The sequence below is a fragment of the Nocardia asiatica NBRC 100129 genome, from assembly GCF_000308415.1.
GTDB classification, from domain to species: domain Bacteria; phylum Actinomycetota; class Actinomycetes; order Mycobacteriales; family Mycobacteriaceae; genus Nocardia; species Nocardia asiatica.
The window spans coordinates 1-12,002 of sequence record NZ_BAFS01000409.1 but is presented as its reverse complement, the minus strand read 5'-3'; the positions used below and the strand labels follow the sequence as shown (position 1 = coordinate 12,002).

The 12,002-nt window shown below is 67.5% G+C and carries 12 protein-coding genes; 8 read left to right on the top strand and 4 right to left on the bottom strand.

Annotated elements, in window-relative coordinates:
- Nucleotides 1–604 (top strand): universal stress protein (locus tag ON27_RS30780; RefSeq protein ID WP_043735598.1); only part of this gene is annotated, 604 nt, incomplete at its 5' end.
- Between the two features lie 229 nt (nucleotides 605–833).
- On the opposite strand, the gene ON27_RS41745 is transcribed toward ON27_RS30780, so the two are convergent.
- Complete coding sequence (locus ON27_RS41745) at nucleotides 834–1,748, bottom strand: DUF302 domain-containing protein (protein ID WP_051047143.1); 915 nt, start codon at nucleotides 1,746–1,748, stop codon at nucleotides 834–836.
- 558 nt (nucleotides 1,749–2,306) lie between these two features.
- Here ON27_RS41745 and ON27_RS30770 point away from each other — a divergent pair.
- Nucleotides 2,307–2,963 carry a hypothetical protein gene (locus ON27_RS30770; protein ID WP_051047142.1) on the top strand — a complete coding sequence of 219 codons (657 nt, stop codon included), beginning with the start codon at nucleotides 2,307–2,309 and terminating at the stop codon, nucleotides 2,961–2,963.
- A gap of 60 nt (nucleotides 2,964–3,023) precedes the next feature.
- On the opposite strand, the gene ON27_RS30765 is transcribed toward ON27_RS30770, so the two are convergent.
- On the bottom strand, nucleotides 3,024–4,550 hold the full coding sequence (locus ON27_RS30765) for a bifunctional aminoglycoside phosphotransferase/ATP-binding protein (protein ID WP_245560368.1): 1,527 nt from the start codon (nucleotides 4,548–4,550) through the stop codon (nucleotides 3,024–3,026).
- Between the two features lie 534 nt (nucleotides 4,551–5,084).
- On the opposite strand from ON27_RS30765, the gene ON27_RS30760 reads away from it, so the two are divergent.
- The 4 genes from ON27_RS30760 (at nucleotide 5,085) to ON27_RS30745 (ending at nucleotide 10,372) form a co-directional block, all read left to right on the top strand.
- Nucleotides 5,085–6,209, top strand: coding sequence for a 1-phosphofructokinase family hexose kinase (locus tag ON27_RS30760; RefSeq protein ID WP_218003073.1), 1,125 nt, complete (start codon nucleotides 5,085–5,087; stop codon nucleotides 6,207–6,209).
- Between the two features lie 163 nt (nucleotides 6,210–6,372).
- A complete protein-coding gene (locus tag ON27_RS30755) occupies nucleotides 6,373–7,845 on the top strand; it encodes a serine hydrolase domain-containing protein (RefSeq protein ID WP_083887903.1) in 1,473 nt (490 codons plus the stop codon).
- On the top strand, nucleotides 7,842–8,756 hold the full coding sequence (locus ON27_RS30750; protein WP_043735594.1) for an ABC transporter ATP-binding protein: 915 nt from the start codon (nucleotides 7,842–7,844) through the stop codon (nucleotides 8,754–8,756). Before ON27_RS30755 ends, ON27_RS30750 begins: the two co-directional genes overlap by 4 nt.
- Nucleotides 8,753–10,372 carry an ABC transporter permease gene (locus ON27_RS30745; RefSeq protein ID WP_043735591.1) on the top strand — a complete coding sequence of 540 codons (1,620 nt, stop codon included), beginning with the start codon at nucleotides 8,753–8,755 and terminating at the stop codon, nucleotides 10,370–10,372. The genes ON27_RS30750 and ON27_RS30745 overlap by 4 nt, the downstream gene beginning before the upstream one ends.
- A gap of 67 nt (nucleotides 10,373–10,439) precedes the next feature.
- Here ON27_RS30745 and ON27_RS46165 read toward each other — a convergent pair whose 3' ends face one another.
- Together ON27_RS46165 and ON27_RS30740 are read right to left on the bottom strand one after the other, a co-directional pair.
- A complete protein-coding gene (locus tag ON27_RS46165) occupies nucleotides 10,440–10,616 on the bottom strand; it encodes a DUF8730 family Cys-rich protein (protein WP_506330635.1) in 177 nt (58 codons plus the stop codon).
- Complete coding sequence (locus ON27_RS30740; protein ID WP_043735589.1) at nucleotides 10,616–11,227, bottom strand: mycothiol-dependent nitroreductase Rv2466c family protein; 612 nt, start codon at nucleotides 11,225–11,227, stop codon at nucleotides 10,616–10,618. Before ON27_RS30740 ends, ON27_RS46165 begins: the two co-directional genes overlap by 1 nt.
- A gap of 161 nt (nucleotides 11,228–11,388) precedes the next feature.
- Between ON27_RS30740 and ON27_RS30735 the strand changes: the two genes are divergently transcribed.
- Complete coding sequence (locus ON27_RS30735) at nucleotides 11,389–11,658, top strand: metal-sensitive transcriptional regulator (RefSeq protein WP_043735586.1); 270 nt, start codon at nucleotides 11,389–11,391, stop codon at nucleotides 11,656–11,658.
- Between the two features lie 32 nt (nucleotides 11,659–11,690).
- Nucleotides 11,691–12,002, top strand: a 312-nt coding sequence (locus ON27_RS30730) for a DUF302 domain-containing protein (protein WP_043735584.1), incomplete at its 3' end; no start/stop codon positions are given.

The window sequence follows — 12,002 nt, the reverse complement described above, 5'->3', positions numbered from 1 at the left end:
GTTGACTCTCGAACCGATCATCCCGGACCTGCTGGACAGGTCCGGGCACGCCAGAATGCTGGTCGTCGGCAGCCGCGGGCTCGGGGCGGTGCGCCGTGAGCTGCTCGGCTCGGTGAGCACGGCGGTCACCCGCCACGCGCATTGCCCGGTCGCGGTCCTACGCCCGGGTTCGGCGCCCGATGTCGTCTCCTTCGACAAACCGGTTCTCGTCGGGGTGGACGGCAGCAGCACCAGCGCGCCCGCGATCGAAGTCGCCTTCGAGGAAGCCTCGCTGCGCAAGGTCGGACTGGTCGCGTTGCACGCATGGAGCGATGCGAGCGGCATCGACCTCGTGCCAGGATGGGATGCCGTGCGGGAGCGCGAGGACGCGTTGCTGGCGGAGAATCTGGCGGGATTCGGTGAACGCTATCCGGATGTGTCGGTGCGGCGCGTGCTGGTGCGAGACCGGCCGGTGCGCTCGTTGCTCGATCAGTCCGAAGACGTACAGCTGCTGGTGGTGGGCAGCCACGGCCGCGGTGGCTTCGCCGGCATGCTGCTCGGTTCCACCAGTGCCGCGCTGCTGCATTCGGTGGAGTGCCCGATCATCGTCGTGCGGGAGCGGTAAGCGCGTTCAGACCGGCCTACCACGCAGTCCTCGTTTCCGGATCGCGACGGTGTCGCGGGCGAGTGCGAACACAGCGTCTCGCGCCTTTCGACCCGCCGTTCGGGTTGGGTACGGGCAGTAGTGCCGGGTCAGCGGCTGCCGCCCCGTCCGGCGTGGTGTTCGCCGTGCGGGTGTTTGCCACGCACGGCACACCGTCTCCTGGCAGCCCGATCGGCCTCGGCCAGGTCGGTCACGTTGACGACGGCGCCGCGTCTCGGAGGCTGTCCAAGGCGGCGATGAGCCGCCGCCGTACCTCACCGGCGACCGAGCGCAGCTCCGATCCGGCGGTCACGGTCACGCGAGCCAGCACATCGGGATCGATGGCCTCGACCACCGTGCCGTCGTCGACCGAGCGCACCACCACACGGCACGATGTCACCAAGCCGGCCTGCTGGTCGACGGTGAGCGCGCGGAAGGTCAGTCGAGGATCGCAGACGTCCAGAACCAGGTAGCTTCCGATGCGCTCGCCGACGGTCTCGCGCAGTGTGCCCTGCATGTCCACTTCGGCGGTGACGACGAGCCCGCGGTCTCGCAGCGCCTCCCTGGTGCGTTCGACGGTGACGTCGAACGGCGCGTCGAGGTGGGACGCGATGGTCGTGGCAGGAGCGACCGGCAACCGGATCTCCGTCAGCAGTCGCCGAGCATCGGAAACCTCGTCCGGGCCGACCAGGTACGCCTCGGTGGGTGGACCGATCGGCCGATATCCCGCGTCGCGCAACCATTGCCGCAGCGCCCGATACGCAACGCCGAGGTCGCGGTAACTACCACGATGGCAGGTGCGGGCGACCAAGGTGCCGGGCATGAGGACCACCTGGGCACCGGAGCTGGGCCCGAGATTGGGCGCGGGCTCCACCGGGACGCCGAATTCCACCGCGATCGCCTCATCGACAGGCAAATCCTGGCGGAACGTGATCGTCGGCACCCCGCTGGCGGTCAATCCCGCACTCCGCACGATCCGGGCCACCTCCCGCATTCCCTCGGCGATGTCCTCGCCGAGCAGGTTCGGGTTCGGACGGATCGCGCGAGGCACCCGCAGCACTACCTCCGGCGCCGATTCGATCAGAGCCACCTGGTAGTCCATCGCAGCCTCCTCGGTTCGCGTCATGCGTTGAGCGTGCGCTTCGCAGACTGCTGCCGCACAGGGGCGAAAGTCCTGCTCTGGGGGTCCTACCGCCATCGGACGCCGGAACGACCGAGGCCATCACAAGGCAAGGCCATCACGCCCTGCCGCAGAAAGTCGACACGCACGTCGACTGGAAACCAAGGCTGTGAGCCGCGACGTATCGGGAGCCGATCGAGTAGCGTCCGATCGAGCGGGTCGACGCGAATCCGGCCCGGTATCGGTTGTCCTGCCGAGTATTCGACTGGGCTGCGACGCAATCGGATTCGACGGACCTGCGCGTCACGGCGGCTGTCTGTCTGCGCAGTCGTCCGGCAGCGCGCGGATTCTCACGGCGATCCTGCGCATGTTCCGAACGGCCATCGGATGGTGACTTTCGTTCCTGTGGCAACACGAAGACGCGGCAGAAGATCGATATATGAAGCAAGGCGATTGGACAGAGCCGGGGGAGACTATGCGAAGAGGTGGCGGCAGGCGATCAGAATCCGCACCCATGGCGATGCACCGAAACGCTCGACCCGGACGTGGGGCATAGGGATCGACATGGAAAGTGGCAAGACCGTGCTGGCACGCCGCGACCTCGTACGTCGCTGGTTTGTCGCGGTCACCATCGGCGAGGCTCTCGGCTTCGCGGCGCCGGCCTCCGCCGGTGCGCTGACCGCCGACTCTGCTCCCGGGGTGATCGCCGTCGCACTGTTGATGGCGGGTGCGGTAGAAGGCGGTGTGCTGGGCTGGTGCCAAGCCCGCGTACTGCGTGGCCGGCTGCGGGACTTCCCGGCCCGGGATTGGGTAGCGGCCACGGTAGTCGGCGCTGTCGTCGGATGGACCGTCGGATTGATATTCCTCTTCCATGGTGAGCGAGTGCTCGACTGGCCGATCGGTATACAGGCGCCGATGGTTTCCGCAGGCGCGGCCGTGATGATGTTCGCGCTCGGCGTCGCGCAGTGGTACGTCTTGCGACAGTGGTCGGACCGAGCGGTTCTGTGGATCTGGGCCAACGCCGTGGGCTGGATCACCGGACTGATCGCTTTCCTGATGGTCACCGGTCCGCTGTGGCGGCCGGGGCAGTCGTCGGTGGTCACCGCGGTGATCGGGGTGTTCGCTGGTCTGGTCATGGCGGCGGTGATGGCAGCGACCACGGGGGCGTTCCTGGTACGCATCGTGGAGCCGGGACATCTGAGGGCGCCATACGCCCGGTGAATCATTTGTTCGACGGCGGGTGGCCGCCGTCTGCCACTCGATCAGCCGCCTATGTGTTGCTCATCCACGCCTGACGGCGGCAGCGGCCGGGACCACCGCGCCGCGCCAGGCGTCCAGCGCTGTGCCGATCGAGCCTTCGATCGGCTGTGCGGTGTCGAGCACGATCGCCTCGGGCCATGGCGTTGCCGTGGCCGCCAAAGCGGCCGCGATCGCCGGTGTGGCGTCCGAGTCACCCTGCGGCCTCGCGCCGATCCGCTCGGCCGCCAAGGGCTGGGGACAGACGCACCGCAGCGGTACCAGATCGCTGCGCGTCTCGTCGGCTAAGGCGGCGGCGCGGGCGCGCTGGTCCGAGTCGGTCCAGCTGCCGTCGAGGATCACCGAGACTCCGTGCTCGAGCCGCTGCCGCGCCTGCTCCAACATCTGGGCGTACACCAGTGCTTTCGCGGCGGACCGATAGGCACCGGCTCCGAAGACGCCTGCCGTACCAGCGATGGATCCCGTGGCGCGCAGCCCAGCGCGGACACTATCACTCGAAATCACGACCGCGCCGGTGGCCGCCGACAGACGGGCTGCGATCGTGGACTTCCCGGTGCCGGGCAGGCCACCGACGAGCGCAAGACGGACGGCGCCCTGTTCCAAATGTTCGACGGCGAGGTCGAGATGCCGCTCGGCACGCCCGGTGGCTTCCCCATCCCCTTGGTCGGCGCGGATATGGTCGGTCTTCGCCCGGACCATCGCCCGATAGGCGATGTAGTGGTGCCGAAGCGACGGCGGGGGTGAGTCGCCTGCCGCGTGCAGGTAGTAGTTCAAGAACGCGTCGGATTGCTCTGGGTGCCCCAAGAACTCGAGGTCCATCGCCAGGAAGGCGGCGTCATCGAGGCCGTCGACATAGCGGAGTTCATCGTCGAAGTCGAGGCAGTCCAGAATGCGGAAGCCGTCCGGCAGGACGAAGATATCCTCGGCGAGTAGATCGCCGTGACCGTCGACGATACGGCCGTCGACGATGCGCTCCGTGAGCAGGCTGGTTCGGCCGTCGATGTAGCGCATAACCATATGTTCGGCGCGCGCGAGAATGCCGGGGTCGCTCGTCGTGTGCGGATACTGCCGCAGGGGCCGCAGTAGACTCTCCCATCGCCGACGCAATTGCGCGGGTGTTCCGGCGCGATCGATGTCGGCGCCGCGCCGTCCGGCCGCGTGGAACCGCGCCAAGGTCTCCGCGAGTGCTGACAGTTCGACGGCTTCGTGAGCCGGTTCCGCGAGCACGGCGGACAATCTCGACGCCTCCGGCATCCGGCGCATAACGATGATCGGTTCGTCGGCGCCGCCTTCCGGGTCTGTCAAATGGGCCAGACCGAGATAGACGTCGGATGAGAGACGCTGATTCAACTCCAGTTCTCTGGCGCACGCCCGCTCCCGGTTCTCCGGCGTGCCGAAATCGAGGAAGTCGGTGACGACCGGTTTCTTCGCCTTGTACGCGCGGTCCCCACACAGCACTACCAGCCCCGTATGCGTCTCGCGCAGTTGCGCGAACGGTTCCTGTGCGTGGGACATGGCGGGCGCGGCGCGCAAAGCCGAGACATCGAGCATGACGACTCCCTCTCGAGGACCGATTGATTTGCCGGACGATTGGTTCCATCGCGCCAGGCAGGTAATCCCGGGCACGATCAGTCTCGCAGCAAGCACCGCGACGCTCTGGAGGACGAATTCCTCTCTATCGCGGTACGAATGTCATCGGCGGATGACCGACCGCGTCGTCCCGGCCGTCTCCCTGCGGAGCTCCTATGTCACGGTCCTGCGCGGCCACGCTCGCCCGGCGATCGTTTCGCTGGCGGCGCGTTTCCGCGGGAGCCCGGCAGGCTGCATGCCGCAAGTGCGGCCGTCGGGCAGGCGGCCGACGCGCTGTCCAACGGGCGCGGCCGTGATACCGACGCCACAATAAGGGACCTAAGTCCCAGCGTGTGAGGGGCGGCCGACTCTGCTCCGGCCGGCCGCCGCTGGGCAGAGTAATCGGTGCCGTGCAGGGATGCGCCGGGACGGAGGCGTCCAATGGTTCATCACTCTTCGCGTGGCCCGGGTAGCGGTCACCTCCCGCAGGTGGCGGGCCAGGGTCCGGAGAACTCGATGGTCCAGAAGATCGGCCGCAGCGACACGACCCCGTGGACAAGCGCGCCGGACACCGACCGCGTTGCTGTGGAAGGACGGAGCGAGGAGGTTCCGGTGGGCCGGATCGTGACATTGACGATGAATCCCGCGATCGATCTCGCGACTCGGGTCGAGCGAGTCGTGCCGACCGACAAGATGCGCTGCGCGACCCCCCGCTTCGACCCGGGCGGTGGCGGGATCAACGTCGCGCGCACGGCCGCCGAGCTGGGCGTCGAGGTGACAGCGATCTTTCCCACCGGTGGCCCGAGCGGTCGCTTGCTCGAGCAGTTGGTGCGCGACGCCGGAGTGCCACCGCGGCCGGTGCGGGTGGCCGAATCGACCCGGGAAAGTCTCTCGGTCACCGAAACCACCAGCGGCGAGCAGTACCGATTCGTCTTTCCGGGCCCGCGGCTCACCGACCCGGAACAGCATCGCTGCCTGGCCGAGGTGGAGCGTGCGGTGAGCGGCGGAAGCTACCTCGTCGCCAGCGGGACTCTGCCGCCGGGTGTGTCCTCCGGCTTCTATCAGACCCTTACCGATCTCGCCGGCGATCTCGGTGTGCGCGTGGTGCTCGATACTTCGGGCATCGCGTTGCGCGGCGTCCACCGTGGCGTATATCTGATCAAGCCCAGCGTGCGGGAACTCAGCGACTACGTCGGACATCCGCTGATCGACCGCACGGAACAGTTGTCGCAGGCACGACGGCTGATCGACGCCGGGATGACCGAGATAGTCCTGCTCTCCCTCGGCGCCGCCGGAGCGCTCGTGGTGACACGTGATTCGCACGAATGGTTCGCGTCGATCCCGGCGCGGGTGCGCAGCGGTATCGGTGCCGGCGACGCGATGGTCGGCGGCACCACGGTGGGGCTGACACAGGGATACGAACTCGCCGACGCGGTGCGTCTGGGCATCGCCGCCGCGACAGCAGCCCTGGCCACCACCGGGACCTGCCCGGGGCGCCGCGAGCACATCGCGGAGTTGTACCGAGAACTTCTGCGTGACGACGGCTCCGGTAGCACAACCGATGACCTCTCCCAACCCGACGGCCCAGCGGCGGCGATAACAACGCCATCAGCTCCGAGCCGCAATCGTGGACGGGTTTGAGCTCGATACGAGGTCCAGGGCGGCGGTCCAGGGATGTCAGCGCGGCCGGTCTCCCAGAGCGGTCCGGAAGCGTGGGACATTCGACCTCCGTCTTCGAGTCGATGTCCTCCTCCACTGCTCTTCGCGAAGTCGCACGCTGATTCAGTGCCGCCGAAGGCAGCGAATGAATGGAGACGCCGTGTTGGTAAACGAGGACATCCGGATAGCGGACCGGCTCGGTCGCGTATGCAATCGGCAGGCAGTGGTGGGTGCCGCGGTCGCCGTCGTTTCTGAGGGTCGAATGGAGTTCGCTGGGCACGGGATGGCCGACATCGCCGCGAACCGCCCGGTCACTCAGGACACGGTCTTCCGGATCGCGTCGATCACCAAAACATTCACCGCGATCGCGGTGATGCAGCTGTGGGAGCGCGGACTGATCGATCTCGATGCCCCGGCGAGCAAGTATCTGAGTGCTTATCGTCTGGTCTCCGCCGATTCGCGGTTCGGGCCGGTGACGGTACGCCACCTGCTGACCCACACCTCGGGTGTCGGTGAGACAGCACATCCCCGGCGGGTGCTGGCCCCCGATTTCGGGGAGAGCGTTGCGCCGGGCGAAGTCGTGCCGCCGCTGAGCCGGTACTACCGGCGCGGGCTGCGTGTCCACGCCGAACCGGGCAGCCGATGGACCTACACCAATCATGGCTTCGCCACCCTCGGCCAGATCGTCGCCGACGTCACCGGCCTCCCCTTCGCCGATTACCTGCGAGAACGGCTCTTCCTACCGCTGGGCATGGTCGACACCGGTCTCACTCCACCCGCGGCCGCGCCGTCGCGCCGGGCAGTCGGATACCGGCTGCGCGCGCACGGACCGGAAGAGATCACCCATCGCGAGATGATCACCGCGGCGGCGTCCTCCGCCTATTCCACTCCGCGCGACATGAGCCGGTATCTCACCGCGCTGCTGAACGGCGGTCGCACCGAAGGCGGTTCCATTATCGAATCCACCACGCTGGCAACGATGTTCGAACCGCACTACCAGCCCGATCCCCGGGTGCCGGGAATGGGACTCGGATTCTTCCGCGGTCAGGCCGGACACCACCGGGTGATCGAGCATCAGGGCATCCTGCCCGGCTTCAACTCCCAGATCTGGCTCGCCCCCGATGACGGCAAGGCCGTCTTGGCGTTCGTCACCGGCGGTCATCGCGCCCTGCTCTGGCTTCCGGCCGAATCCTCCGCGTTACTGCACGAGACCCTCGGTGTCGCGCAACCGGCGATCCGCGACGACGTCGCGCACCGTCCGGAAATCTGGTCCGAGATCTGCGGCTTCTACCCACTGCCCGGAGCCCTCACCGATGTCCGCGCCCGGTCGATGGTGGGCGCGGGCGCCGAAGTGCGGATCAGCGGCGGACGACCGGTACTGCGGGTGCTGACTCCGGTTCCCGCCCTGCTGCGCGGGCTGCCCCTGCACCCCGACGACCCGGACGATCCCTTGGCCTTCCGCATCGATATGGCCCGGTGGGGTCTGGGCACCGGCAGGATTCTGTTCAGTCGCGAGTCCGGCACCGGGACGATGAGGATGCACTTCGACCTGCATCCCCTGACTCTGCGGAAGTCGAGGAGCCCACTGACTCGGCGAGTGGAAAGGACGATCCGATGACCGAGACCGCGATTACGATAGCCGGCCTGACGAAGTCTTTCGGTCCCGCGAAGGCGCTCGACGGACTGGATCTGACCGTAGGCACCGGTGAGGTCCATGGGTTCCTGGGTCCGAACGGCTCGGGTAAGACGACGACGATTCGGATTCTGCTGGGATTGCTGCGTGCGGATTCCGGGGCGGTGCGCATGCTCGGCGGCGATCCGTGGTCGGACGCGGTCGCACTGCACGCGCGATTGGCCTATGTGCCCGGCGAGGTCCTGCTCTGGCCCGGGATCACCGGCGGTGAGGTCATCGACTTGATGGGCCGTCTGCGCGGCGGGATCGACCGGCGCCGACGCGCCGAATTGCTGGAGCGATTCGATCTCGACCCGCACCAGAAGGCACGCGCCTACTCCAAGGGCAACCGGCAGAAGGTCGCGCTCGTCGCGGCGCTGGCCTCGGACGCGGAGCTGCTGTTACTCGATGAGCCGACCGTTGGCCTCGACCCACTGAAAGAAGCCGAGTTCCAGCGCTGCATCGCCGAATCCAAGAACGAGGGCAGGACCGTGCTGCTGTCCAGTCACATTCTGGCCGAGGTGGAAGCACTGTGCGATCGGGTGAGCATCATCCGGCGCGGGCGCACCGTGGAAAGCGGCACGCTGTCCGAGCTGCGGCATCTGACCCGCACCACGATCACCGTCGAAACCGCCCGGCCGCTGACAGGTCTGGACGCGGTGGCCGGAGTGCACGACCTCGTCCGGGATGGTACTCGGGGCAGGTTCGACGTCGACACCGCGCATCTCGACGCCGTGACGCGTGTACTCGCCGATCTGGGCGTGCGCAGCCTCACCAGTACGCCGCCCACACTCGAGGACATCTTCCTGCGCCACTACGGCGCCGCCTCGGCCTCTCCTGAGGAGGACAACCGATGAGCACCGCCGTGATATCGCGGCCGATACCACGGGAAGAACTTTCCGGGGCAGGCACGCTACTGCGCTTCGCGCTGCGGCGCGAACGGTTCTCGCTGCCGTGCTGGCTGCTCGGTGCCGCCGCGCTACTCGCCTTCCAGTCGGTCGGTAGTCAACGCTTCTACGACACACCGCAGAAGCTCGCGCAACTGCGCGAGACGATGAGTGCCAGCGCGGCCGCCGTGGCCATGGGCGGGCCGACCCGATTGCTGACGACCATCGGCGGCGAGATCGTGTTCGAGATACTCGCGTATCTGGCCGTCGTGGTCGCGTTGATGAACATGTTTCTGGTCGGCAGGCATACTCGCTCGGACGAGGAAACCGGGCGCGCGGAACTGCTCCGCTCGGCGCGGGTGGGGCGCCGGGCGCCCGTCGTCGCCGCGCTGACACTGGCGGGCCTGGCCGATATCGCCGTCGTGTGCGTGCTTTTCGCCGCCGCCGTCGGCACCGGGCTTCCGGTGGGTGGTTCACTGCTGCTGGGAGTGGTCACCGGCGGCGTGGGTATCACGTTCGCCGCTGTCACCGCTGTCGCCGCGCAGATTTTCGAGAATCCGCGCAGCGTCTACGGGGCGGTCGGCCTGGCACTGGCGGCCGCCTATGTGGCGCGCGCGATCGGCGATGTGGGCAGCGGTGCCGCCTCCTGGGCATCGCCGATCGGATGGGCCCAGCGCAGCTACCCATACGCCGGCGACCGCTGGTGGACAGTACTTTTGTTCGCCGCCGCGACCCTCGCGCTCACCGCTTCGGCGTTCGCTCTGCTGGACCGACGTGATTTCGGCGCCGGATTGCTCCCCTACGGCACGGGGCGAGCGACCGCTTCCTGGGCGCTGGGTTCGCCGCTGGGCCTGGCATGGCGGTTACAGCGCGGTTCGCTGGCCGGATGGGCCGTGGGCGTGTTCGCGCTGGGGGCCGCCTACGGCTCGTTCGCCGACAGTATCGCGGACTATCTCGCCGACAATCCCGAGATCGCCGCATACCTTCCCGGCGGCGCTGACGACGCGGTGAATTCGTATCTGTCCCTGACAGTGTCGATCGTCGCGCTGCTCACCGCCGCGTTCGGCGTCACCAGTGTGCTGCGCGCGCGGGGGGAGGAGACCGCGGGACGGGCTGAGCCGCTGTTGGCCGCTCCGGTGAGCAGGTATCGCTGGCTGGCGAGCCATCTCGCCATCGCTACCGGGGGCGGCGTGTTCGTACTTGCCGTTGGCGGTTTCGGCGTCGGTCTGACGTACGGGTTGACGATCTCCGATCTCGGACAGGCACTGCGCATGGCCGGTGTGGCGCTGGTGTATCTACCTGCGGTCTGGTCGGTGATCGCGGTTGCGGCACTCGGGCTCGGCTGGGCTCCGAGAGCGGTCGTGGCGATGGCGTGGGCTGCCTTCGCCTACTGCGCGGTGGCGCTGCTCTTCACGGACGCATTCGATCTGCCCGGCTGGTTCGACGACGCCTCGCCGTTCACCCACATTCCGAAGGCGCCTCTGCACACCGTCACCGCCACGCCCGTACTGGCACTCGTCCTCACCGCACTGGCCGGGCTGATAATCGCTGTCGCCGGTTTTCGCCGCCGCGACGTCGGCTATTGACCAGGACTGGCGTGCGGTTGTCGCTCGTCGAGCGAGTACTCGGTGGCCTCGAAAGTCGTACGCCTGTTCAGCGGCGCCACGAGCGCCGGAGACGTCGCGCGGATGTCCGGTTCGGGGCGTGGTCGTCGTCGTGGCCAGGGCACCACCGCCCCGGCGGGGTAGCGGCGCGGACGGCATCGATGTGCGTGCCGCAGCCGATCCAGGTCGTCTTCCCGCAGACTCGGCACTCGACGGGGGAGCACATCAGCGCTGTTCCTCGCTGCCCGCGATGGCAGGCGGACCCTGGTATGGGCGCTGCAATGCGGCGAATCCGGGAGTGGTGGCCGCGGTGGTGATGGCAGCCAGCAACTCGGTGCCGTGTCCAGGCTCAGGGAGCTCGGTCAAGACGGGACCGCTGAAGACGTGACCGTCGACGCTGATGATGGGGCTGCCGCTCCGCCCGCCGAGCGCTGTCTGGCTGGCGTTGTGGGCATCGGCGACGGCGGCGTCGTAGCGGGTGTCATCGAGAGCTTCGATCAGCTCGTGGTCGAAGCCGGTCGCGACCAGTGCGGCAGCCACCGCGTCGTCGGCCGGCCGGGCGCTCGCATGCAACCGCAGCCCCAACTCGATGTAGAGCGGAGTGAACGCGGTCTGACCGTATTGCTGGGCCGCGGCTGCGAACACTCGGCCTATCCGACGTGATCGGGCGATCATCGGGGCGTGGTCGGCATCGACATCGTGATCGCCGTTCAGGACAGCCAAGCTCATCGGCCGCAAGGTCAACACGTGCTGGTCGGCCACACTGTCGAGCAGCCACTGCGCGGCCACCCAGGCGAACGGGCACACAGGATCCACATACAGATCTATGTCGGCCACAGGAATCCTCCATCCTCGCTGTTCGTATACGGTAGGGGGTATATTTCCTCAGTGGTCACTATACCCCCGCGGGTATTGAACCCGGAAAGCCTCACCGCACCCGCGCGGTATACCCCCGTGGGTATGATGACCATGAACCATCAGAGACGGAAGGCGCAACCATGGTCGGCGACGAAACAGCGATCACCGAAACACTCAACAGGCTGCGGAGGGCGCACGGCCAGCTCGCCGGCGTCATCGCCATGATCGAGCAGGGGCGGGACTGCAAAGACGTGGTCACTCAACTCGCCGCGGTGTCCCGTGCGCTCGACCGCGCCGGATTCAAGATCGTCGCTACCGGACTGCGCGAATGCCTCACCGGCCGATCCGCCGACGGACAGAAGCCGATGACCGTCGACGAGCTGGAGAAACTGTTCCTGGCTCTGGCCTGATCCGCAACATCGCCTCGCGAAAGGACCGAACGATGAACCTGGGATTGTCCACCACCCTGCACACCAGTTTCGGCGACGCCGTCGAGCGGACCCGGGCCGCGTTGAGTGAGCAAGGATTCGGCGTCCTCACCGAGATCGACGTCCGAGCCACCCTGAAGGCCAAACTCGACGAGAATATGGAGGACTACCTCATCCTCGGCGCCTGCAATCCGCCCTTGGCTCACGAAGCGGTCGAGATCGACCGGCAGATCGGACTCCTGCTGCCCTGCAACGTCGTCGTACGCCGGAACCCCGGCTCCGAATCCGAGGTGATCGTCGAAGCGATGAATCCGCAACTCATGGTT

What these genes read in the sequence shown, in the direction of transcription:
- ON27_RS30770 (WP_051047142.1), top strand. Translation starts at nt 2,307, where the DNA reads ATGGAAAGTGGCAAGACCGTGCTGGCACGCCGCGACCTCGTACGTCGC.
- ON27_RS30755 (WP_083887903.1), top strand. Translation starts at nt 6,373, where the DNA reads ATGAATGGAGACGCCGTGTTGGTAAACGAGGACATCCGGATAGCGGAC.
- ON27_RS30760 (WP_218003073.1), top strand. Translation starts at nt 5,085, where the DNA reads ATGGTCCAGAAGATCGGCCGCAGCGACACGACCCCGTGGACAAGCGCG.
- ON27_RS30750 (WP_043735594.1), top strand. Translation starts at nt 7,842, where the DNA reads ATGACCGAGACCGCGATTACGATAGCCGGCCTGACGAAGTCTTTCGGT.
- ON27_RS41745 (WP_051047143.1), bottom strand. Translation starts at nt 1,748, where the DNA reads ATGACGCGAACCGAGGAGGCTGCGATGGACTACCAGGTGGCTCTGATC.
- ON27_RS46165 (WP_506330635.1), bottom strand. Translation starts at nt 10,616, where the DNA reads ATGTGCTCCCCCGTCGAGTGCCGAGTCTGCGGGAAGACGACCTGGATC.
- ON27_RS30735 (WP_043735586.1), top strand. Translation starts at nt 11,389, where the DNA reads ATGGTCGGCGACGAAACAGCGATCACCGAAACACTCAACAGGCTGCGG.
- ON27_RS30765 (WP_245560368.1), bottom strand. Translation starts at nt 4,550, where the DNA reads ATGCTCGATGTCTCGGCTTTGCGCGCCGCGCCCGCCATGTCCCACGCA.
- ON27_RS30745 (WP_043735591.1), top strand. Translation starts at nt 8,753, where the DNA reads ATGAGCACCGCCGTGATATCGCGGCCGATACCACGGGAAGAACTTTCC.